Source organism: Methylobacterium sp. 22177, assembly GCF_052045615.1.
GTDB lineage: Bacteria > Pseudomonadota > Alphaproteobacteria > Rhizobiales > Beijerinckiaceae > Methylobacterium > Methylobacterium radiotolerans.
On record NZ_JBQEPK010000005.1, the window covers coordinates 35434 to 55206 of the forward strand.

Below are 19773 nucleotides of genomic sequence, written 5' to 3' on the forward strand. Positions count from 1 at the left end.
CTCAGCTCTTCAGCCGGTAGCCCGTGCGGAAGATGTAGGTCACGAGGCCGAGGCAGATCACGAGGAACAGCGCGGTCATGCCGAGGCTGATCGCGATGTTCACGTCCGCCTTGCCGAAGAAGGCCCAGCGGAACCCGCTGATCAGGTACACGACCGGGTTCAGCAGGCTCACCGCGTGCCAGAACGGCGGCAGCATGCCGATCGCGTAGAAGCTGCCGCCCAGGAAGGTGAGCGGGGTCACGACGAGGAGCGGCACCAGCTGCAGCTTCTCGAACCCGTCCGCCCACAGGCCGATGACGAAGCCGAACAGGCTGAACGTCACCGCGGTGAGCAGCAGGAAGCCGATCATCCAGAGCGGATGGTCGATCCGCAGCGGCACGAACAGGGCCGAGGTCGCCAGGATGATCAGCCCGATCAGGATCGACTTCGAGGCCGCTGCGCCGACGAAGCCCAGCACCACCTCCAGCGGCGAGATCGGCGCCGACAGGATCTCGTAGATCGTGCCGGCGAAGCGCGGGAAATAGATGCCGAACGAGGCGTTCGAGATGCTCTGCGTCAGCAGCGAGAGCATGATCAGGCCGGGCACGATGAACAGCCCGTAGGGCACATCGTCGACCGCCGAGACCCGGGAGCCGATCGCCGCGCCGAAGACCACGAAGTACAGGGTTGTCGAGATGACGGGGGCCAGGATGCTCTGCCCGGCGGTGCGCCAGAAGCGCCCCATCTCGAACAGGTAGATGGCCCGGACCGCCGGCCAGTTCATGCTGAACGCCGCGCTCATGCCTGTGCCCTCTCCTCGCGCACGAGGCCCACGAAGATGTCCTCCAGCGAACTCTGTTCGGTGTGGAGGTCCTTGAAGCGGATGCCCGCGGCCGCCAGGCCGGTCAGGAGCCCGGTGATGCCGGTGCGCTCGGCGCGGGTGTCGTAGGTGTAGACCAGCTCGGTCCCCTCACCGCCGAGCGCCAGGCCGTAATCGGCCAGCTCCGGCGGCACCGCGGCGATCGGCTGCTGGAGATGCAGGGTCAGCTGCTTGCGCCCGAGCTTGCGCATCAGCGCGGCCTTCTCCTCCACCAGGATGATCGCGCCCCGGCGGATCACGCCGATGCGGTCGGCCATCTCCTCGGCCTCCTCGATGTAGTGCGTGGTGAGGATGACGGTGACGCCCTGCTGGCGCAGGTCGCGCACGAGGCGCCACATGTCCTGGCGCAGCTCGACGTCGACGCCCGCCGTGGGCTCGTCGAGGAACAGCACGCGGGGCTCGTGCGACAGCGCCTTGGCGATGAGCACCCGCCGCTTCATGCCGCCCGACAGGGTCATCAGCCGGCTGTCGCGCTTGTCCCAGAGGGAGAGCGCCCGCAGGATCCGCTCGATGTGACCGGGATCCGGCCGCAGCCCGAACAGGCCGCGGGAGAAGTTCACGGTGTTCAGCACCGTCTCGAAGGCGTCGGTGGTGAGTTCCTGCGGGACGAGCCCGATGGCCCGGCGCGCGGCGCGGTAATCGGCCACGATATCGTGGCCGTCGACCAGAACGGTCCCCGAACTCGCGGTGACGATGCCGCAGACAATGTTGATGAGCGTCGACTTGCCCGCCCCGTTCGGACCGAGCAGCGCGAAGATCTCCCCGCGCTCGATGGCGAGGTCGATGTCGCGCAGGGCGGTGAAGCCGGACGTGTAGGTCTTCGACAGCTTCGAGATGGAGATGATCGGCATCAGGGCCTGGCGCGAGCGGGGGCATGCACGCGACCGGCGACCAGGATTCCGGCACCGGACACGCGGTTGGCCGACCGAGCGGGACGCCACCGGCGGCGGGCGCCCCTATAGCACGCGGACTTTCCGGCGCTGACCGAGCCCGTGTGTGCCACCGCACCGCGAGGACGCCCGCCGCTCACGTGCGGCTGAAGCGCTCCGCCAGCGCGAGACATTCCTTTCGGAGCTCCGGGTCCTCGATGCGCGAGAAGGCGTTCAGCAGGGCGGTGCATTCCGCGGCGCTCGGGCCGCGGGGCGCGGAAGCGCCCGGCGGTCTCCGGAAGATCGAGACCGGGATGTTCAGCGCGTCGGCGATCTGGCGAAGCAGCACGTCCCGCTCGTGAGCAGATTTCGCCGCGCCGTCGAGATCGAATCCGCCCGCGTCCGTCATGATCTCTTCGAGGCCAATCCTTCAGTCGAGCTCGGATGCACGGTATGCCCGGCAGACGCCGATCACCCGGCGCGCGGCACGACCATTCACACTTTCTCGGTGGGTGCAACCTACCGTTATAGTTTCGCCTCGGCAGGGCCGTTCGGCGCGGCACACGCGGTCGGCGATTTCGATGCGAGATGTCGTGCCGATCTTCCGCAATCGGCGAAGGCGGAGCAGATTCCGTGCTGAATTGCCTCGAAGAAATACAATTGCCGGTCGCAGAGTTCCGGCACTAGGCCGCGCGCCGGAGGGTGATCAGCGCGGCCAGACCGAGAAGGGTCGCGGCACCGAGGATCCGGCGCCAGGGGTTCACGCCGCGCACGAGCTCGTCGATCGCCCACCATGTCAGTGCGATGTCGGCCCCGAAAGACAGCGAGGAGGTCGGCAGCCAGGAGGCCAGCTGTCCCCTGTCCTGGGCCAGCCAGACCGCGAGGCTGAGGCCCGCGAACAGCCAGAGCGGCAGGTTCGGCCACTGCGCGACGGTGATCGCGCCGGTGGTTCGGTCGCGAAACATCCAGTCGACGGCCCGCCCGATGGTTGTGCGCGGACGTGGAGACATGGCTCGAACCTTCGTGCGCTCCGGCCGGCCCGTCCCGGGCCGCGTCGCCGGACCAGACTGGGCCGACGGCTCCTGACCGCGCCTTAACACATCGGTAACGTTAGCAAAGGGAAACCGTCGGTAAATCCCTAACGGATCCTGAAAGGACTCGCGAAAGATTCGTTAATCTGGTGATCATCGATCATCGGAACGGCGGCCAGTCGGCCGAACATCGAGGATCGATCATGAGCGCCCGTCTCGAAGACCTGAAATTCATGCTGACGCTCAGCGCCGTGGTCCTGTTCGGCAGCGGTCTCGACATCATCCTGCGCTGATCGCGCCGGTCAGCCCGGCCCGCGGCGCCGGGCCGCCGGACGTGAAGGCGCGCCCGAGCGCCGCGCGGGCGGCCGACGGACGGGCGGTCGCACCGTCGCCCCGGCCGGACGTGTACGGGACGGCGGTCGCGCGCGAGGCGGAGCCCGCGAGACGGCGCATCCCGGCGGTGTCGACGGTCGGGATTTGTCCGGAGCGGAGAAAGCTCCGCAGTTCCGCGGCCCGCGCCTGCCGCTCCGTCCGCATCTTGAGCACGGCGATCACGAGGCCGACCAGCCCGGCCGCCTCCAAGAACGCCGCGACCACGTAGCCCGCAGCCATCCGCTTCCACCAACCGTATCGAGGGAGTGGCCGCTCTCGCGGCGGCCGGCCCCCGATCTGCGGGGTCATGGTTAGCGGGACCTTAACGGCTACGTAGATGGCCCGGATCGCGCCGCGATCGAAGCGCCACGCCCACGTCGAGCACGCGGCGCAAGCGCTTCCGGTATAACGGAGATCGGGCGCCGCGCCGCGCCCGGGACGCGTCTTCAGGAAGCCGTGAGGTGCCGTGACGGCCTACCACATGTCGAGGGCGACGCGGGCCTCGTCCGACATGCGGCTCTGGTCCCACGGCGGATCGAACACCATGGTCACCGCGCAGGACTGGACGCCCGGCACGGCGGACACCGCGTTCTCGACCCAGCCGGGCATCTCGCCCGCCACCGGGCAGCCGGGCGCGGTGAGGGTCATGTCGATCGCGACGTTCCGATCGTCGCCGATATCGACCTTGTAGATCAGGCCGAGCTCGTAGATGTCGGCCGGGATCTCGGGATCGTAGACCGTCTTCAGCGCCGCGACGATGTCGTCGGTCAGGCGGTCCAGCTCCGCCTGCGGGATCGTCGAGTCGCCGGCGACGGCGGGGGCGTTCATGCCGCCCGTGATGGTGGCGTCGGTGCTCATCGCTTCACTCTCCCCGGGCCCGCGGGCGGGACCAGCCTCATCCCAGTATCAGGTGAACAGCATTTCTGCCCTGCCGAGCGCCTCGGCAAGGGCATCGATCTCGGCGGTGGTGTTGTAAAGCCCGAACGAGGCGCGGCAGGTCGAGGTGACGCCGAACCGCTTGAGCAGCGGCATCGCGCAGTGGGTCCCGGCGCGCACGGCGACGCCCTGCCGGTCGATCACCGTGGCGATGTCGTGGGCGTGCGCACCCTTCATCTCGAAGGCGATCACGCCGCCCTTGCCCGGTGCGGTCCCGATCAGGCGCAGGGAATTCATCGCGCCGAGCCGCTCCTGCGCGTAGGCGGTGAGCTTCGCCTCGTGGGCGGCGATCGCGTCGCGCCCGAGCGTCATCATGTACTCGAGCGCGGCGCCGAGACCGACCGCCTCGATGATGGCCGGGGTGCCGGCCTCGAACCGGTGAGGCGGATCGTTGTAGGTGATCGCGTCCTCGCTCACCGTCCGGATCATCTCGCCCCCGCCCTGATAGGGCGGCAGGCGCTCCAGCCACGCCTTCTTGCCGTAGAGCACGCCGATCCCGGTCGGTCCGTAGACCTTGTGGCCGGTGAAGACGAAGAAGTCGCAATCGAGCGCCTGCACGTCGACGGGCTGATGCACCGCGCTCTGCGCACCGTCGAGCAGGACCGGGACGCCGTGGGCGTGGGCGATGCGGACGATCTCGGCGGCCGGCGTCACGGTGCCGAGCACGTTCGACATGTGGGTGATCGCCACCATCTTGGTCCGGGGCGAGAACAGCTTCTCGTACTCCTCGACCAGGAAGTTGCCCTGGTCGTCCACCGGCGCCCACTTGATCACGGCGCCCCGGCGCTCGCGCAGGAAGTGCCAGGGCACGATGTTGGAGTGGTGCTCCATGATCGAGAGGATGATCTCGTCGCCCTCCCCGATCAGGCCGGCCCAGCCCATCGACGAGGCCACGAGGTTGTAGGCCTCGGTGGCGTTGCGGGTGAAGATGATCTCGTCCGTGGAGGCGGCGTTGAGGAACTGGCGCGTGGTCTCGCGCGCGCCCTCGAAGCCCTCCGTGGCGGCGTTCGCCATGTAGTGGAGGCCGCGGTGGACGTTGGCGTAGCCGGTCTCCATGCAGGAGACCATCGCGTCGATCACCTGCCGGGGCTTCTGCGCCGAGGCGGCGTTGTCGAGGTAGACGAGCGGCTTGCCGTAGACCTGCTCCGCCAGGATCGGGAAATCCTTCCGGATCGCCTCGACGTCGTAGGCGGGGGTGAGGACGGGTGCGTTCATGGTCGCGACCTTCCGAAGACTTCGCCGAACCCGGGAACAGCCCTCATCCTGAGGTGCCGGAGCGAAGCGGAGGCCTCGGCGGAGGCCTCCGGCTGGCATTGCGATCCCTGGATCCCTCGCTCGGGGCCCGCCGACGCGGACATCTCGGGCAGAGATCCAGGTTCGGAGAAGCGGCCGGTCCCGTGAGGGGGCCGGCCGGGATGGTCAGCCCCGCGCCTCGAGCCAAGCCTCGATCGCGCCGATCAGAGCCGCGCGCGCGCCCTCGTGCGTCACCGCTTCCACGGCCTCGCCCACGAAGGCCTGCACGAGCAGGCTCTCGGCAGTCGCGCGCGGAAGGCCGCGGGCCATCAGGTAGAACAGCAGATCCTCGTCCGGCGCGCCGCAGGTGGCCCCGTGGCCGCAGGCCACGTCGTCGGCGAAGATCTCCAGCTCCGGCTTGTTCATCATCTGCCCCTCGTCGGTGAGGAGGAGACAGTCGGACTTCATCTTGCCGTCGGTCTGCTGCGCGGCCTGACGGACGATGATCTTGCCCTGGAACACGCCGGTGGCGTCGCCGTCGATGATCCACTTGAACTGCTCGCGGCCGACGCCGCCGACCGCGGCATGGTCCGCGAGCAGGGTCGAGTCGGCGAGCTGGCCCTTGCGCAGCATGGCGGCGCCGTTGACGACCAGGTTCGTGTCCTCGCCCGCGACGTGGACGAAGATCTGGTGACGCGACAGCACCGCCCCGGTCACGAGGTTGACGGTCTCGACCTGACCCTCGGCCTCGACCTTCAGCGACAGGGTCGAGAGCGCGATGGTGGCATCACCTTCCGTGTTCAGGCGCGTGTGACGGAAGGCGGCCCTGGGGCCGACCACCACGTCGAGGGCGTCGTTCGGCTGGCAGGTGAGGCCGTCCGGTCCCTCGTGGCTCTCCAGGAGGCTGAACTCCGCGCCTTCGCCCAGCTGGACGAGCACGCGCGTCGCCGTCGAGAACGGGGCATCGCCGGCGCCGACGAAGCGCAGGTGCAGCGGCCGCGCCGGCTTCGCGCCGGGCGCCACCGTGATCAGGGCGCCGTCGGCCAGGAAGGCGGTGTTGAGCTGGTAGACCGGGTTCTCCCGGGCCTGCGGCACCGGGGCGAGCTGCTTCAGGTCGACATGCGCCCGCGTCAGCGCGTCCGACATCGGCACGACCGTGACGCCCTCGGGGATCCCGTCGAGGTCCGACAGCTCGCGGACGAGATGGCCGTTCACGAAGGTCAGGCGCGCGGCCTCGATCCCGGAGAACCCCTTCGCCCGGGCGACGGCCGCCTCGGCGACGTCGAGGCTCGGCGCCTCGGCCGGGGGCGCGGCCTCCGTGATGGCGGCGCGCAGGTCCGTGTACTTGAACGCCTCGACCCGCCGGCTCGGCAGGCCGGTCGCCTCGAAGAAGCGGAAGGCCTCCTCGCGGGCGATCGCCTTCTCGCTGGCGAAGCTCTGGCGGGCCGACTCGAACAGCTTCGACAGGCCGGCCTCGGCGGGGGAGCGGAGGTTGGTCACGTCGGCCATGGCTCAGGCGGCCTCGCTGGTGCGGTACTCGGCGTAGCCGGAGGCCTCGAGCTCGAGGGCGAGCTCCTTGCCGCCGGTCTTCACGATCTGACCCTTCGACATGACGTGCACGGTGTCGGGCACGATGTGGTTGAGCAGCCGCTGGTAGTGGGTGATCACCAGGAACGAGCGGCCCTGGTCGCGGAGCGCGTTCACGCCCTCGGAGACGATGCGCAGGGCGTCGATGTCGAGGCCGGAATCGGTCTCGTCGAGCACGCAGAACTTCGGCTGCAGCAGCGCCATCTGGAGGATCTCCATGCGCTTCTTCTCGCCGCCGGAGAAGCCGACGTTGAGGGCGCGCTTGAGCATCTCCTTGTTGATCTCGAGCTTGTCGGCCGCGCCGTTCACCGCGCGGATGAAGTCCGGGGTCGACAGCTCGGCCTCGCCGCGCGCCTTGCGCTGCGCGTTCAGGCAGGCCTTCAGGAAGGTCATGGTGCCGACGCCGGGGATCTCCAGCGGGTACTGGAAGGCCAGGAACACGCCGGCCGCGGCGCGCTCGTCGGCGGCCATCTCCAGCACGTTCTGCCCGTCGAGCAGGATCTCGCCGTCGAGGACCTCGTAATCCTCCTTGCCGGCGATGACGTAGGAGAGGGTCGACTTGCCCGAGCCGTTCGGGCCCATGATCGCCGCGACCTCGCCGTCGTTCACGGTCAGATTGAGGCCGTTCAGGATGCGGTTGTCCTCGATCTGCACGACGAGGTTCTTGATTTCCAGCATGTCAGTCCAAGTCCTTCAAAACCATTCGTCCCGCATCGCCCGCAGGAACGCGGCGTTCCCGGCCGGGTAGCCGGAGAGGTCGCCGATCACCGCGTCGATGCCGCACCGGGGACAGAGGGCGGTGCCGTCATCGGCGATCCAGCCCGCGATCTCGTCCGGCGCGAAAACTTCGAGGCAGAAGAAGCATCCGCACAGGACGCTGCTCCTCACCTCGTCGGCGTGCCGCGCGCTGTGCCGATGGGCCGCCCGCAGCACCTCGTCGTATCCGCCCAGGCGGTCAGCCCACCGAGCCTTCCAGGCTGATCGAGATCAGCTTCTGGGCCTCCACGGCGAACTCCATGGGCAGCTGCTGCAGCACGTCCCGGACGAAGCCGTTGACGATGAGCGCGGTCGCCTCCTCCTCGGAGAGGCCGCGCTGCTGGCAGTAGAACTTCTGCTCCTCGGAGATCTTCGAGGTGGTCGCCTCGTGCTCGAACACGGCCGAGGCGTTCTTCGACTCGATGTAGGGCACGGTGTGCGCGCCGCACTGGTCGCCGATCAGCAGGGAGTCGCAGTTCGTGAAGTTGCGCGCGCCCTTGGCCTTTCGGTGCGCCGAGACGAGGCCCCGGTAGGTGTTCTGCGACCGGCCGGCCGAGATGCCCTTCGAGATGATCCGGCTCGTCGTGTTCTTGCCGAGATGGATCATCTTGGTGCCGGAATCGACCTGCTGCATGCCGTTCGACACCGCGATCGAGTAGAACTCGCCGCGGGAATCGTCGCCGCGCAGGATGCAGGACGGGTACTTCCAAGTGATCGCCGAGCCGGTCTCGACCTGCGTCCACGAGATCTTCGAGCGGGCGCCGCGGCAATCGCCGCGCTTCGTCACGAAGTTGTAGATGCCGCCCTTCCCGTCGTTGTCGCCCGGGTACCAGTTCTGGACCGTCGAGTACTTGATCTCAGCATCGTCCAGGGCGACGAGCTCGACCACGGCGGCGTGGAGCTGGTTGTCGTCGCGCTTCGGAGCGGTGCAGCCCTCCAGATACGAGACGTAAGAGCCCTTGTCGGCGATGATCAGCGTGCGCTCGAACTGGCCGGTGTCGCGCTCGTTGATGCGGAAATAGGTCGACAGCTCCATCGGGCAGCGGACGCCCGGCGGGATGTAGACGAAGGACCCGTCGGAGAAGACGGCCGAGTTCAGCGTCGCGAAGAAGTTGTCGGTCACCGGGACGACCGAGCCGAGGTACTTCTTCACCAGCTCGGGATGCTCGCGCACGGCCTCGGAGATCGGCATGAAGATCACGCCGGCCTTCTCGAGCTCCTTCTTGAAGGTGGTGGCCACCGAGACCGAGTCGAACACGGCGTCGACCGCGACGCGGCGCTCCGGCGCGATGCCCTCCAGCACCTCGACCTCGCGCAGCGGGATGCCGAGCTTCTCGTAGGTCTTCAGGATCTCGGGATCGATCTCGTCGAGCGATTCCGGCCCCTGCCGCTTGGGGGCGGCGTAATAGTAGATGTCGTTGTAGTCGACCTTGTCGTAGGAGACGCGGGCCCACTCCGGCTCCTTCATGGTCAGCCAGCGCCGGTAGGCGTCGAGGCGCCACTCCAGCAGCCACGCGGGCTCGTTCTTCTTGGCCGAGATGAAGCGGACGACGTCCTCGGAGATGCCCTTCTCGGACTTCTCCATCTCGATGGTGGTCTCGAACCCGTACTTGTACTGGTCGAGGTCGATCGAGCGGACCCGGTCAATGGTTTCCTGCACGGCAGGCATCAGCGTCTCCTAGGCATCTCCGGCGTCAAGGACCGGGAAGCGTCTGTCGGAAAGCGGGGGATGCGGCCGTCAGGCCGCCTGTCCTCTCCGCTTATATAGGGGCTGCAAGGCCCGTTCGAAGGCGTCGAGGAAGCATGCCACCTCCTCGTCCACCGTGTTCCAGCCGAGGCTGACGCGCAGCGCCCCCCCGGCGAGGTCAGGACCGACGCCCATCGCGGCGAGTGTCGCCGAGCGCGCGACCTTGCCCGAGGAGCAGGCCGAGCCCGACGACACCGCCACGCCGGCGAGGTCGAGGGCGATCAGGGCCGAGGGCGCGTCGAGGCCCGGGACCGAGAAACTCAGGGTGTTGGGCAGGCGCCGCGCTCCGGCGGCGAACACCACCGCGTCGGGCGCCATGGCCAGCACGCCGGCCTCGATCCGGTCGCGCAGGGCCGCCAGGCGCGCGGCCTCGCCGTCGAGCGTCTCGCGGGCGATCCGCGCGGCCTCGCCCATGCCGACGAGGGCCGGCAGGCACTCGGTGCCGCAGCGTTGCCGCCGCTCCTGGCCACCGCCGCGCAGGAAGGCGGTCTCCAGGGTGACGCCCTCGGCCAGAACGAGCGCGCCGACGCCCTTGGGCGCCGCGAACTTGTGGCCCGACAGGGTCAGCGCGTCGAGGCCGAGCGCCGCGGTGTCGAGGGGGATCTTGCCGGCTGCCTGCACCGCGTCGCTGTGGATCAGGGTCCGGCCGTGCGCCCGCGCCAGCTCGACGATCTCGGCCAGCGGCTGCACCGCGCCCGTCTCGTTGTTGGCGGCATGGACCGAGAGGAGCAGGGTCTCGTCCGCCAGAGCGGCGAGGCGCGCCTCCAGCGCGGCGAGATCGACCACGCCCTCGGCGGTGACCGGCACTTCCTCCACGGCCGCGTCCGGGAACCGGTGACCGGCCGCCACGCAGGGATGCTCCGTGGCCGAGTGGAGCAGCCGCGTCGGTGCCGCCTCGCCGCGGCGACGGAGGGCACCCGACAGGACCGCGTTCGCCGCCTCCGTCCCGCCGCTGGTGAACACGACCTGCTCGGGCCGGGCGTTCACGAGAGACGCGACCTCGGTCCGCGCCGCTTCCAGAGCTGCCCGCGCGGCCCTTCCCTCCGCGTGGATCGAGGACGGGTTCCCGGGAAGCGTGAGCGCGCGCGCGACCGACTCCGCGACGGCCGGCCGGACCGGGGCGGTGGCGTTGTAGTCGAGATAGGCGCGTGCCCGGCTCATCCGCGTTCCGTTAAGCCCTCTGCTGCGGCGCGTCACAATTCCTTGCCCGCGCACCGGCTCGCCGTGCTAAGGCGCGCCGAGAAAATGAGATCCCGCCGACCCAGCACGGTCGGCGCGGTAGCCAACGCGGTGCTTCGGACGGCTTGTTTAGAACGGTTCTAATCGACTAGAACTGTTCTAAGACTGCTTTTATGGTGCGCGCGCGACGAGTCAAGGCTGCTGCGCCGCCGCGTCGATCGCCCGGCGGGCGATCTCCGGAGCGAGAGACGAGCGATGCCCGAAGTGATCTTCACCGGCCCGGCCGGCCGCCTGGAAGGCCGTTACCAAGCCCCCAAGAAGCGCGGCGCGCCGATCGCCATCATCCTGCACCCGCACCCCCAGTTCGGGGGTACGATGAACAATCAAATTGTGTACAACCTTTTCTACACCTTCGCCAACCGCGGTTTCGCAGCCCTGCGCTTCAATTTCCGCGGGGTCGGGCGCAGCCAGGGCTCGTTCGACCACGGTTCGGGCGAGCTGTCGGACGCCGCGGCCGCCCTCGACTGGGTGCAGTCGGTCAATCCGGAGGCGAAGTCCTGCTGGATCGCGGGCGTGTCCTTCGGCTCGTGGATCGGCATGCAGCTCCTGATGCGCCGCCCCGAGATCGAGGGCTTCATCTCCATCGCCGCCATGGCGAACCGCTACGACTTCACCTTCCTGGCCCCCTGCCCCTCCTCCGGCCTGTTCGTGCACGGCTCCGAGGACCGGGTTGCGCCCGCCCGCGAGGTCATGCCGGTGATCGAGAAGGTGAAGACCCAGAAGGGCGTCATCATCGAGCACCAGATGGTCGAGGGCGCGAACCATTTCTTCGACGGGAAGGTCGAGGAACTGACCCAGACGGTCGACACCTACCTCGACAAGCGCCTCGGCAAGCGCGAGGAGGCGGCCTGACGGATCCGGCCCCGCGCCTTGACGGGGGGAGCCCCGGAGGAATAGGGCGCGGGCTTCGGAATTAAGACTCACCTTCGCAGGTCTGATGTCAGATAGCCCGTCCGACCAACCCGTCGTTCTCCTGGTGGAAGATGACGGCCTCCTGCTGATGGAGGCCTCGGACACCCTCGCGGATGCGGGCTTCACCGTCGTCGAGGCGACACACGCCGACAAGGCGCTGAAGGTCCTGGAGAACCGCGACGACGTCGGCGTCCTGATGACCGACGTCGACATGCCGCAGGGGTCTATGGATGGCTTCGCACTGGCGCGCCTCGTCGCGCATCGCTGGCCGTCGATTCCCGTGCTGGTCGTATCGGGCATGGGCACGCCCGGACCCAACGACATGCCGGAGGGCGCCCGGTTCATCCCGAAGCCCTACGAGCCGACCACTCTGGTCCGGACCCTGCAGGCCTTCATCCGCCGCGCGGCTTGACGCGGGGATCCGCCCGGGCTGACACCCGGTCCGGGCCCCGAACACCCGACCGAGAGCCATGACGGACCAGAACCGACCGCACCGCTTCGCGACCCGGGCGATCCACGCCGGCGCGGCGCCGGATCCCGCCACGGGCGCGCGGGTCCAGCCGATCTACTTCACCAACGGCTTCGTCTTCGACTCGACCGAGCAGGCCGCCGACATCTTCGCCGGCCGCCGGATCGGCTTCTCCTACTCGCGCGGTTCCAACCCGACGGTCGCCGCGCTGGAGCGCCGGATCGCCGACCTGGAGGGCGCGAAGGCGGGGGTGGCGGTGTCCTCCGGGCAGTCCGCCATGCAGCTGGTCCTCATGACGCTGATGAAGAGCGGCGACGCCTATGTGGCATCCCCGCGTCTGTTCGGCGGGTCGCTCGGCCTGATGCGCCGCCTCGACGGGCGCTACGACCTGAAGCCGCGCTTCGCGCGCGGCATGGCCCCCGAGGACTTCGAGGCGGCCATCACGCCGGACTGCCGGGCCATCTTCTGCGAATCGATCGTGAATCCCTGCGCGTCGGTGGTGGACCTCGACGGGATCGCCGCGGTGGCCCGCCGCCACAATCTGCCGCTCGTCGTGGACAACACCCTGGCCTCGCCGGCCCTGATCCGGCCGATCGAGCACGGCGCCGACATCGTCTGGCACTCCACCTCCAAGTTCCTGAGCGGCTCCGGCCAGACCATCGGCGGCGTGATCTGCGACGCCGGCCGCTTCGACTGGGCGAAGGCCGGCGGCTACAACCTGATCACCGAGCCTTGGCCGGACTACGACGGGCTGGTGCTCACCGAGGCCTTCCCGGCGACCCCCTTCGCGGCGGCGTGCCGGTTCTTCGGCCTGCGGGACCTCGGGCCCGGCCTGTCGCCGATGAACGCGTTCCTGACGCTCATGGGGATCGAGACCCTGCCGCTGCGCATGGAGCGGCACTGCGCCAACGCCCGGGCGGTGGCGGCCTTCCTGAAGGATCACCCGGCTGTGGCGTGGGTGAGCTACCCGATGCTGCCGGGCCAGCCCGGCGAGGACCTCGCCCGCCGCTATACCCCGGACGGGCCGGGCTCGATCTTCACCTTCGCGCTGAAGGGCGGTGAGCCGGCGGCGCTGCGGTTCATCGCCGGACTCGAGCTGATCTCGCATCTGGTGAATATCGGCGAGATCAAGTCGCTGGCGATCCACCCGTCCTCGACCACGCATCGGCAACTGCCGGAGCACGAGAAGGCCGCCGCGCAGGTCGGGCCGGAGACCGTGCGGCTGTCGATCGGGCTGGAGAACGAGGCCGACCTGATCGCGGATCTCAAGCAGGCGCTGGACCGCCTCCCCTGATCCGTCATCGCGCGCGCGGCGAAGCGACCCGGAGCCGCGCGATCGCGATCGCTGTGGCGCCGCTGAATCGCTCCGCTCCGCTCGCAAGGACGGCCGCGGCGGGCGGAGAGTGGTCGCGGCCGGGATGGCCTCAGCGCCGCCGCTCCAGGATCGACACGTAGTTGGCCACCGCCGCGCCGCCCATGTTGAAGATCCCGGCGAGCTCCGCCCCGGGCACCTGCATCTCGCCGGCCTCGCCCATGAGTTGGAGGCAGGCCATGACGTGCATCGACACGCCGGTCGCCCCCACGGGGTGACCCTTGGCCTTGAGGCCGCCGGACGGGTTGATCGGCAGCCGGCCCCCCTTCTCGGCGAGTCCCTCGCGCACCACACGAAACCCCTCGCCCGGGGCCGCGAGGCCCATCGCCTCGTACTCGATCAGCTCGGCGATGGTGAAGCAGTCGTGCGTCTCCACGAAGGAGAGGTCCTCGTTGGCGATTCCGGCCTGGGCCCGCGCCTTCTCCCAGGCCATCCGCGCGCCCTTGAACTCCGCCGGGTCGCGGCGGGACAGGGGCAGGATGTCGTTGACGTGGGCCCGGGCGCGGAAGCCGATCGCCCGCTCCAGGCCCTCGGCGGTCTCGGCGTCGGCCACGACCAGGGCCGCCGCCCCGTCCGAGATCAGCGAGCAGTCCGTGCGCCGCAGGGGGGCGGCCACGTAGGGGTTCTTCTCTGAGACCCGGTTGCAGAAGTCGAAGCCGAGATCCTTGCGCAGCTGCGCGTAGGGGTTGCCGACGCCGTTGCGGTGGTTCTTGGCGGCGATGCGGGCCAGCTCCTCGCTGCGGTCGCCGTAGCGCTGGAAGTAGCCCGCCGCGATCCGCCCGAACACGCCCGCGAAGCCGCCTTCGATGTCGGCCTCCTCCTTGCGGTAGGAGGCGCCCAGCAGGATGTCGCCGGTCTCGGCCACGCTCTTGGCCGTCATCTTCTCGGCCCCGATCACCAGGGCGATCCGGCCGCGGCCGCTGTCGACGAAGTCGAGGGCCGCGTAGAGGGCCGCCGACCCCGTGGCGCAGGCGTTCTCCAGATGGGTCGCCGGAGCGTGGGCGAGGCCCGGCCGGCTCACCGCCACCAGGGAGCCCTCGAAGCCCTGCTTCGAGAAGCCGGTATTCATCGAGCCCACGTAGATGCCATCGACCTGCGCCTCCTCGACGCCGGCATGGGCCAGAGCCTCGCCCGAGACCCGGGCGATCAGCCCCTCGACGTCGGGCTCCTCGAGCTTGCCGAAGGGGGTGTGGGCCCAGCCCACGATGCAGGCGCGCGTCATCCGGTGACCTCCCGAGTCTGGTCCGGACGATGGGCCCGCCGCGGCCGGCGATCAAGACATGCGCGGGTTCTTCGACGCGCCGGACCCGTCCGGACGAGGAGCGTCCGCGCCCGTTCAGCGCAGGTGGACGGCGACCCACGCGACGCCGACGAGCACCAGTGCGGTCAGCAGCCCGCGGGCGAGCGCGCGGCGTCTCACGGGGCGAACAGCTCCGGATGGCGCGCGCGAAGCGCCAGGATCAGGGCGAGGGTCTTCAGATCGGCGATCTCGGCGCTGTCGGCGCGGGCGGCGAGCTCGGCCAGCGGCATCTCGACCACCCGGATGTTCTCGTGCTCGCCCTCGGCCCCGCCGCCCGCCTCCGCGCGATCCGCCCGGCCGTAGGGCGCGAGGTAGAGGTGGATCTTCTCGGTCGTCAGGCTGGCGCAGGAATAGGTGGCGCCGACGAACTCGAGCGTTTGCAGGCGCAGCCCCACCTCCTCCATCGCCTCCCGGCGGGCATTCTCCTCCGGACCGCCGCCGTCGATCAGTCCGGCCGGGGCCTCCAGCTGGACCTGCTCGCCGGCCGCGAACAGCGGCGGCACCCGCAACTCGCGCACGAGGGTCGCGACCTTCCGCTCCGGGTCGTAGGGCAGGATCCCGACCGAGTTGCCGTGGTCCTCGATCTCGCGCTCGACGACGGCGCCGTCGGCGAGGCGCACCCGCGCGATCCCGAAGCGGCTCCAGCCCTCGTGGACGAAGCGGACAGTGAGGATCTCAGCTTTCATGGGCACTCCCATCCCTCATCGCCCTACACGGAACCGTGTCTCCGGGTTCCGGGAACGCCGAAGCCCGCGGCCACGTTTGGTCGGACATGCGCATGGTCACGCTTCCGCGGGGCGCGCCGGTCAGGATCGATGCGGGCAGGACCGATCAGCGGGATCAGGAAGCGCTCACGGCGCGACGGCGCCGCGATCTGGATCGTGCTCGCCCTCACCTACATGGTCTTCGCCGGCTCGGTGAGCCTGAACGAAGGGATGGCCGCGGTCGGCTGCGCCAGCCTCGGCACGCTCTGGTGGTGGGGCGTCGCACGGCGCGGCGGGCTGCGCTTCCGTTTCGACTCTGCGTCGCTCCGTCCACTCGGTCCGGCCATCCGCGCCGTGCCGCGCCGGACCGCCCGCGTCGGGCTTCACCTCCTCCGCGCCGTCGTCGGGCGCGCCGGCGGCGGCGCGATACGGGAGCGGAGCGCCGTCGAGATCGCCTGGGCCACGCCGGACGGTGAAACGGCGCCGGCCGCGCGGGCCGTCGGACTGCTGGCCGCATCGCTCGCCCCCGACAGCTACGTGCTCACCCTCGACCGCGCGCACGGAACAGTGGTGACGCACGGCCTGGAGGAGGCGCGATGAGCGTCTGGACGGTCGCCATCCTGGCGCTGCTGCCGCCGCTCGCCGTGGCCGCGGCGCTCGCGTGGCGGGGCCGGCCCGGCCAGCGTTTCGCCGCCTACCAGCTCGCCGGAAGCGTCACGGTGCTGATCCTGACGCTCATGGCCTTCGCCACCGATCAAGCGTCCATCACCGATCTGGCCCTCACCCTGGTCCTGCTCAACCTGCCCGGCACGATGCTGCTCGCGGTCTTCCTGGAGCGCTGGATATGAGCGTCGTGATCGGCTCCGTCCTGGCCCTCGCCGTGGCGGCTGCGTGGCTCGCGGCCCTCGCCCTCTGGCGTCTGCCCCGGGCGCTCGACCGGATGCACGCCCTCGCGTTCCTGAACGTCGCGGCCTCGATCCTCGTGACGGTGGCGGCCTTCCTGGCCGACGGCGTCTCCGGGCGTTCGCTCAAGATCCTGGTGATGATGGTCGTGTTCCTCGCCTGGGCGGCGGTCCTGTCGCACGTCTCCGGCCGGGCCGTGCTGATGCGCGAGGGCCGCTCGGCATGACGGTGATCCTGCCGCTGCTCTTCCTGTTCACCGCGATCTCCGGCACCGCCGTGGTTCTGGTGCGCGACCCCGCGCGGCAAGTCTTCGCCATCGCGGTCAACGGGCTCGTCCTGGCGATCCTGTTCGACGCCCTCCAGGCCCCCGACGTCGCGCTCTCGGAGCTGGCGGTGGGCTCGGCGGCGGTGCCGCTCCTCTTCCTCGTGGCTCTGATGGCCGTACGGGCGCAGCCGCCCGAGGAGGAATCGTGAACCCGCGCGTCCGCGTCGCGCTCCTGGCCCTCGCGGGCCTCGTCCTCCTTCCCGGCGCGGCCGAGGTGATCGCCGGCCTGCCGCCCTTCGGGTCGACGATCGCCCAGTACGGCGCGCGCATCAACGCGATCACGCCGGAAGCCCGGCACGTCGCCAACATGGTCAGTGCCATCAACTTCGACCTGCGCGGCCTCGACACCCTCGGCGAGGAGTTCATGCTGCTCGCCGCGATCACCGGGACAGTGGTGCTGCTGCGCGGGCGGCGCGGCGAGGGCACGACCGAGCGCGCCATGCGCCGGCCCGGCCGGGCCGTGATCCCGCGCTCCGAGGCCGTGGTGCTCGCTTGCCGCATCGCCGGCCCGCTCACCGCGCTGTTCGGCCTCTACGTCGTGCTGCACGCGACGGTCACGCCCGGCGGCGGCTTCCAGGGCGGCGTCATCCTCGCCTCCGGGACCCTGCTGATCTACCTCGGCGAGGGCTATGCCGGCTGGCGCGACGCCATCCGCAGCCACTGGCTCGACGCCCTGGAAGGCGGTGGCGCGCTGCTCTTCGCCCTGTGCGGGCTGGCGCCGATGCTCACCGGCGCCGCCTTCATGCAGAACATCCTGCCGCTCGGCACCTTCCGCGACCTGTTCTCGGGGGGGCTGATGCTGATCGAGAACCTCGGCGTCGCCCTGGCGGTGACGGGCGGCTTCACGCAGCTCTTCCTGGAATTCATGGAGGAGACCCGCGAGGCCGACGCGCCCGAGGAGCCGGGGGAGGAATCGGCGTGAGTGCGGTCACCAGTTTCCTGCCCTACGCGGTCGCCGCGTGGCTGTTCGGGATCGGCCTCTACGGCATCGCCACGAGCCGCAACTTCATTCACCTCGTGGGCTGCCTCGGCGTCTGCCAGTCGGCGACCTACGTGCTCCTGCTCGGCCTCGGCTATCGCTGGGGCAGCATCGCGCCGATCTTCTACGATCAGCCGCCGGGAACGCCCGCCGTCGACCCGGTGATGCAGGCGCTGGTGCTCACCGACATCGTGGTCGGCGCGACGCTGACCGCCCTCCTCCTCGTCCTGACCATCCAGGCCTACAAGCGCGGCAGCAGCCTGGACCCGGAGAAGCTCCGGCCGATGCGCGCGGGCGGCAAGTCCGGGCGCGACCCGGAATCGAGCCGGGTGCGCGGGGCGGAGCGAAGCGCGCCGTGACCGCCTTCCCGGCCGCCCTCCTGCCCCTGCCCGTCGCCATACCGCTCGTGATCTGCGCGGCGATGCTGGCCACCGCGCACCTCCTGCCCGGCCGCCTCCCCGACATCCTGGCGACGCTGTCGGCTCTCACCGTCGCGGCGCTCTGCGGTGTCATCGCCACCCACGCCGCCGGCGAGCCTCTGGTCTACTGGTTCGGCGGCTGGGCGCCGCGCGACGGCGTCCATCTCGGCATCGGCTTCTCCGTGGACGAGGCCAGCGCTTGGGTCGCGGCCTTCATCGGGCTGCTCTACGCGCTGACCTTCGTGTTCGCCTGGGGTTTCTTCGACCGCACCCACGGCCACTTCCACATCCTGATGCTGCTGTTCCTGGCCGCCATGGTCGGGTTCTGCTTCACCCGCGACATGTTCAATCTGTTCGTGTGGTTCGAGGTGATGAGCGTCGCCGCCTTCGCGCTCACGGCCTACCATCTGGCGGAATCGTCGCTGGCGGGCGCCATCAACTTCACGGTGGTCAACAGCCTCGCGGGCTTCCTGATGCTCGGCGGCATCGGGCTGATCTACGCCCAGACCGGCACGCTCGACTTCGAGGGCATCGCGGCCGCGGTGGCGCGGGGCGGCCGGGATCCGGTGGTGGCCGGGGCGTTCTGCCTCGTGGCGACCGCCCTGATGATCAAGGGCGCGATCGTGCCGTTCCAGTTCTGGCTCGCCGACGCCCACGCGGTGGCGCCGAGCCCGGTCTCGGTGATCTTCTCCGGATCGATGGTCTCGCTCGGGCTGTTCGGCCTCGCGAAGGTGAGCGCCGTCGTGTTCGGCGGCTCCGATCAGGTCCAGCAAGCCCTGCCGGCCCTCCTCATCGGCCTCGGCAGCTTCACCGCCCTCCTGGGTGGCTGGATGGCGCTGCTGCAGCGGCACCTCAAGCGCATGCTCGCCTTCTCGACGATCTCGCATGCCGGGATCATGCTCACCGGTCTCGGCGCCCTCACGGTGGACGGGACCGGCGGGATGCTCGTCTACGTGGTGGGGCACGGGCTGGTGAAGGGGGCCCTGTTCATGATCGCCGGCATCCTGCTCGCCACCCAGGCCAGCATCGACGAGATCGCCCTGCGCGGCCTCGGGCGGGGGATCTGGCCCGCCGGGGTCGCCATGGCTCTGGCCGGGCTGCTGCTCTGCGGCCTGCCCCTCGGGGTGCTCGACCAGGGCACGCGCCTCGTTCAGGGTGCGCTGGCGCAGCAGGGCCACGGGATCGCCCTGGCGGCCGGCGCCATCGGTGCGGCGCTGACCGGGGCCGCGGTGCTGCGGGCCGCGGGCCGGATCTTCCTCGGGCTCGGGCCCGATCCCGGCGACGAGGCCGGGGCCCCGAGCGAGGACGAGCGTGAGAAGGCCAACCGGCCGCTCTGGCTGATGCTGGCGCCGTGCTGCCTCCTCCTCGCCCTCGATATCGGTCTGCCGGCTGGCCTTATCGAGCACGCCCTCCCGCGGGCGGCGTCGGCCTTCATGCATCGGCCGGCCGTGGTCGCGCTGGCGGAGGGGCCGGTCTGGCTTCCCTGGGCCTCGCTCGCCGCCGCCCTCGCCGGCGCGGGCTACGGCCTGTTCCGGAGGCACCTGCCCGCATCGGTGGTCCGGCCAGTCAGCGCCTCGCAATCGGCGCCGACCCGCGCGCTGGAAGTGCTCCACAGCGGCTTGATCGGCGACTACGCGGCGTGGCTCGCGGTCGGCGTGGCGGTGATCGCGGCCGTGCTGGCCACGGCGTGAGGGCGACCCGCGACAGGGCTTCGCGGGCTCGTACCGGCGCGGGTCGTCGAACGGAGGTCCGGCCGCGCCA

At 70.1% G+C, this 19773-nt stretch carries 25 protein-coding genes; 11 read left to right on the plus strand and 14 right to left on the minus strand.

The window, feature by feature from the left end:
* Position 1: 1 nt before the first annotated feature.
* From ACTJK8_RS07425 to ACTJK8_RS07435, 3 genes are all read right to left on the minus strand, one after another.
* Positions 2-763: an ABC transporter permease gene (locus ACTJK8_RS07425; protein ID WP_041372495.1), complete on the minus strand. Its 762-nt coding sequence runs from the start codon at positions 761-763 to the stop codon at positions 2-4.
* A 14-nt stretch (positions 764-777) separates the two neighbouring features.
* Complete coding sequence (locus ACTJK8_RS07430; RefSeq protein ID WP_029359756.1) at positions 778-1713, minus strand: ABC transporter ATP-binding protein; 936 nt, start codon at positions 1711-1713, stop codon at positions 778-780.
* A gap of 172 nt (positions 1714-1885) precedes the next feature.
* Complete coding sequence (locus ACTJK8_RS07435) at positions 1886-2077, minus strand: hypothetical protein (protein WP_244632942.1); 192 nt, start codon at positions 2075-2077, stop codon at positions 1886-1888.
* A 9-nt stretch (positions 2078-2086) separates the two neighbouring features.
* Between ACTJK8_RS07435 and ACTJK8_RS07440 the strand changes: the two genes are divergently transcribed.
* Complete coding sequence (locus ACTJK8_RS07440; RefSeq protein WP_165850975.1) at positions 2087-2368, plus strand: hypothetical protein; 282 nt, start codon at positions 2087-2089, stop codon at positions 2366-2368.
* A gap of 43 nt (positions 2369-2411) precedes the next feature.
* On the opposite strand, the gene ACTJK8_RS07445 is transcribed toward ACTJK8_RS07440, so the two are convergent.
* The 9 genes from ACTJK8_RS07445 to ACTJK8_RS07485 all read right to left on the minus strand — a co-directional run bounded on the left by ACTJK8_RS07445 (position 2412) and on the right by ACTJK8_RS07485 (position 10551).
* Positions 2412-2738 (minus strand): hypothetical protein, encoded by a 327-nt coding sequence (locus ACTJK8_RS07445; protein ID WP_116655674.1) that lies wholly within the window; start codon positions 2736-2738, stop codon positions 2412-2414.
* A gap of 300 nt (positions 2739-3038) precedes the next feature.
* The gene (locus ACTJK8_RS07450) at positions 3039-3371 is read right to left on the minus strand and encodes a hypothetical protein (protein ID WP_012317705.1); all 333 of its coding nucleotides are present in this window, start codon (positions 3369-3371) and stop codon (positions 3039-3041) included.
* A 234-nt stretch (positions 3372-3605) separates the two neighbouring features.
* Complete coding sequence (locus ACTJK8_RS07455) at positions 3606-3989, minus strand: SUF system Fe-S cluster assembly protein (RefSeq protein ID WP_010685953.1); 384 nt, start codon at positions 3987-3989, stop codon at positions 3606-3608.
* 48 nt (positions 3990-4037) lie between these two features.
* A complete protein-coding gene (locus ACTJK8_RS07460) occupies positions 4038-5282 on the minus strand; it encodes a cysteine desulfurase (protein WP_029359754.1) in 1245 nt (414 codons plus the stop codon).
* Positions 5283-5486: 204 nt separating this feature from the next.
* Positions 5487-6809, minus strand: a complete 1323-nt coding sequence (locus ACTJK8_RS07465; RefSeq protein ID WP_012317703.1) for a SufB/SufD family protein — start codon at positions 6807-6809, stop codon at positions 5487-5489.
* Positions 6810-6812: 3 nt separating this feature from the next.
* A complete protein-coding gene (gene sufC, locus ACTJK8_RS07470) occupies positions 6813-7565 on the minus strand; it encodes a Fe-S cluster assembly ATPase SufC (protein WP_012317702.1) in 753 nt (250 codons plus the stop codon).
* 15 nt (positions 7566-7580) lie between these two features.
* Positions 7581-7820, minus strand: a complete 240-nt coding sequence (locus ACTJK8_RS07475; protein WP_043073162.1) for a hypothetical protein — start codon at positions 7818-7820, stop codon at positions 7581-7583.
* 22 nt (positions 7821-7842) lie between these two features.
* Complete coding sequence (gene sufB / locus ACTJK8_RS07480; RefSeq protein WP_012317700.1) at positions 7843-9312, minus strand: Fe-S cluster assembly protein SufB; 1470 nt, start codon at positions 9310-9312, stop codon at positions 7843-7845.
* 69 nt (positions 9313-9381) lie between these two features.
* Positions 9382-10551, minus strand: a complete 1170-nt coding sequence (locus ACTJK8_RS07485; RefSeq protein ID WP_012317699.1) for a cysteine desulfurase family protein — start codon at positions 10549-10551, stop codon at positions 9382-9384.
* 273 nt (positions 10552-10824) lie between these two features.
* On the opposite strand from ACTJK8_RS07485, the gene ACTJK8_RS07490 reads away from it, so the two are divergent.
* From ACTJK8_RS07490 to ACTJK8_RS07500, 3 genes are all read left to right on the plus strand, one after another.
* Positions 10825-11481: an alpha/beta hydrolase gene (locus ACTJK8_RS07490; RefSeq protein ID WP_010686946.1), complete on the plus strand. Its 657-nt coding sequence runs from the start codon at positions 10825-10827 to the stop codon at positions 11479-11481.
* Between the two features lie 85 nt (positions 11482-11566).
* A complete protein-coding gene (locus tag ACTJK8_RS07495) occupies positions 11567-11953 on the plus strand; it encodes a response regulator (RefSeq protein WP_012317698.1) in 387 nt (128 codons plus the stop codon).
* Between the two features lie 58 nt (positions 11954-12011).
* Complete coding sequence (locus tag ACTJK8_RS07500) at positions 12012-13304, plus strand: O-acetylhomoserine aminocarboxypropyltransferase/cysteine synthase family protein (RefSeq protein ID WP_440761758.1); 1293 nt, start codon at positions 12012-12014, stop codon at positions 13302-13304.
* A gap of 130 nt (positions 13305-13434) precedes the next feature.
* On the opposite strand, the gene ACTJK8_RS07505 is transcribed toward ACTJK8_RS07500, so the two are convergent.
* Together ACTJK8_RS07505 and ACTJK8_RS07510 are read right to left on the minus strand one after the other, a co-directional pair.
* Positions 13435-14604 (minus strand): acetyl-CoA acetyltransferase, encoded by a 1170-nt coding sequence (locus ACTJK8_RS07505; RefSeq protein WP_012317696.1) that lies wholly within the window; start codon positions 14602-14604, stop codon positions 13435-13437.
* Positions 14605-14798: 194 nt separating this feature from the next.
* Positions 14799-15368 (minus strand): NUDIX domain-containing protein, encoded by a 570-nt coding sequence (locus tag ACTJK8_RS07510; RefSeq protein ID WP_012317695.1) that lies wholly within the window; start codon positions 15366-15368, stop codon positions 14799-14801.
* Positions 15369-15497: 129 nt separating this feature from the next.
* Here ACTJK8_RS07510 and ACTJK8_RS07515 point away from each other — a divergent pair, with 129 nt between their 5' ends.
* From ACTJK8_RS07515 to ACTJK8_RS07545, 7 genes are read left to right on the plus strand one after another with little or no spacing between them, the layout of a single operon-like run.
* Complete coding sequence (locus ACTJK8_RS07515) at positions 15498-15986, plus strand: hypothetical protein (RefSeq protein WP_012317694.1); 489 nt, start codon at positions 15498-15500, stop codon at positions 15984-15986.
* Positions 15983-16234, plus strand: a complete 252-nt coding sequence (locus tag ACTJK8_RS07520) for a monovalent cation/H+ antiporter complex subunit F (RefSeq protein ID WP_012317693.1) — start codon at positions 15983-15985, stop codon at positions 16232-16234. The genes ACTJK8_RS07515 and ACTJK8_RS07520 overlap by 4 nt, the downstream gene beginning before the upstream one ends.
* Positions 16231-16515, plus strand: coding sequence for a monovalent cation/H(+) antiporter subunit G (locus tag ACTJK8_RS07525; RefSeq protein ID WP_012317692.1), 285 nt, complete (start codon positions 16231-16233; stop codon positions 16513-16515). Before ACTJK8_RS07520 ends, ACTJK8_RS07525 begins: the two co-directional genes overlap by 4 nt.
* Positions 16512-16763: a Na(+)/H(+) antiporter subunit B gene (locus tag ACTJK8_RS07530; protein WP_012317691.1), complete on the plus strand. Its 252-nt coding sequence runs from the start codon at positions 16512-16514 to the stop codon at positions 16761-16763. The genes ACTJK8_RS07525 and ACTJK8_RS07530 overlap by 4 nt, the downstream gene beginning before the upstream one ends.
* Complete coding sequence (locus ACTJK8_RS07535) at positions 16760-17536, plus strand: MnhB domain-containing protein (RefSeq protein WP_012317690.1); 777 nt, start codon at positions 16760-16762, stop codon at positions 17534-17536. Before ACTJK8_RS07530 ends, ACTJK8_RS07535 begins: the two co-directional genes overlap by 4 nt.
* Positions 17533-17952, plus strand: coding sequence for a sodium:proton antiporter (locus ACTJK8_RS07540; protein WP_440761759.1), 420 nt, complete (start codon positions 17533-17535; stop codon positions 17950-17952). The genes ACTJK8_RS07535 and ACTJK8_RS07540 overlap by 4 nt, the downstream gene beginning before the upstream one ends.
* Positions 17949-19703 (plus strand): complex I subunit 5 family protein, encoded by a 1755-nt coding sequence (locus ACTJK8_RS07545; RefSeq protein WP_063110031.1) that lies wholly within the window; start codon positions 17949-17951, stop codon positions 19701-19703. Before ACTJK8_RS07540 ends, ACTJK8_RS07545 begins: the two co-directional genes overlap by 4 nt.
* Positions 19704-19773 lie beyond the last annotated feature (70 nt).

What these genes read in the sequence shown, in the direction of transcription:
- ACTJK8_RS07450 (WP_012317705.1), bottom strand. Translation starts at nt 3,371, where the DNA reads ATGGCTGCGGGCTACGTGGTCGCGGCGTTCTTGGAGGCGGCCGGGCTG.
- ACTJK8_RS07495 (WP_012317698.1), top strand. Translation starts at nt 11,567, where the DNA reads ATGTCAGATAGCCCGTCCGACCAACCCGTCGTTCTCCTGGTGGAAGAT.
- ACTJK8_RS07455 (WP_010685953.1), bottom strand. Translation starts at nt 3,989, where the DNA reads ATGAGCACCGACGCCACCATCACGGGCGGCATGAACGCCCCCGCCGTC.
- ACTJK8_RS07460 (WP_029359754.1), bottom strand. Translation starts at nt 5,282, where the DNA reads ATGAACGCACCCGTCCTCACCCCCGCCTACGACGTCGAGGCGATCCGG.
- ACTJK8_RS07445 (WP_116655674.1), bottom strand. Translation starts at nt 2,738, where the DNA reads ATGTCTCCACGTCCGCGCACAACCATCGGGCGGGCCGTCGACTGGATG.
- ACTJK8_RS07500 (WP_440761758.1), top strand. Translation starts at nt 12,012, where the DNA reads ATGACGGACCAGAACCGACCGCACCGCTTCGCGACCCGGGCGATCCAC.
- ACTJK8_RS07530 (WP_012317691.1), top strand. Translation starts at nt 16,512, where the DNA reads ATGACGGTGATCCTGCCGCTGCTCTTCCTGTTCACCGCGATCTCCGGC.
- ACTJK8_RS07515 (WP_012317694.1), top strand. Translation starts at nt 15,498, where the DNA reads ATGCGGGCAGGACCGATCAGCGGGATCAGGAAGCGCTCACGGCGCGAC.
- ACTJK8_RS07490 (WP_010686946.1), top strand. Translation starts at nt 10,825, where the DNA reads ATGCCCGAAGTGATCTTCACCGGCCCGGCCGGCCGCCTGGAAGGCCGT.
- sufB (WP_012317700.1), bottom strand. Translation starts at nt 9,312, where the DNA reads ATGCCTGCCGTGCAGGAAACCATTGACCGGGTCCGCTCGATCGACCTC.
- sufC (WP_012317702.1), bottom strand. Translation starts at nt 7,565, where the DNA reads ATGCTGGAAATCAAGAACCTCGTCGTGCAGATCGAGGACAACCGCATC.
- ACTJK8_RS07520 (WP_012317693.1), top strand. Translation starts at nt 15,983, where the DNA reads ATGAGCGTCTGGACGGTCGCCATCCTGGCGCTGCTGCCGCCGCTCGCC.
- ACTJK8_RS07485 (WP_012317699.1), bottom strand. Translation starts at nt 10,551, where the DNA reads ATGAGCCGGGCACGCGCCTATCTCGACTACAACGCCACCGCCCCGGTC.
- ACTJK8_RS07510 (WP_012317695.1), bottom strand. Translation starts at nt 15,368, where the DNA reads ATGAAAGCTGAGATCCTCACTGTCCGCTTCGTCCACGAGGGCTGGAGC.
- ACTJK8_RS07505 (WP_012317696.1), bottom strand. Translation starts at nt 14,604, where the DNA reads ATGACGCGCGCCTGCATCGTGGGCTGGGCCCACACCCCCTTCGGCAAG.
- ACTJK8_RS07425 (WP_041372495.1), bottom strand. Translation starts at nt 763, where the DNA reads ATGAACTGGCCGGCGGTCCGGGCCATCTACCTGTTCGAGATGGGGCGC.
- ACTJK8_RS07465 (WP_012317703.1), bottom strand. Translation starts at nt 6,809, where the DNA reads ATGGCCGACGTGACCAACCTCCGCTCCCCCGCCGAGGCCGGCCTGTCG.
- ACTJK8_RS07525 (WP_012317692.1), top strand. Translation starts at nt 16,231, where the DNA reads ATGAGCGTCGTGATCGGCTCCGTCCTGGCCCTCGCCGTGGCGGCTGCG.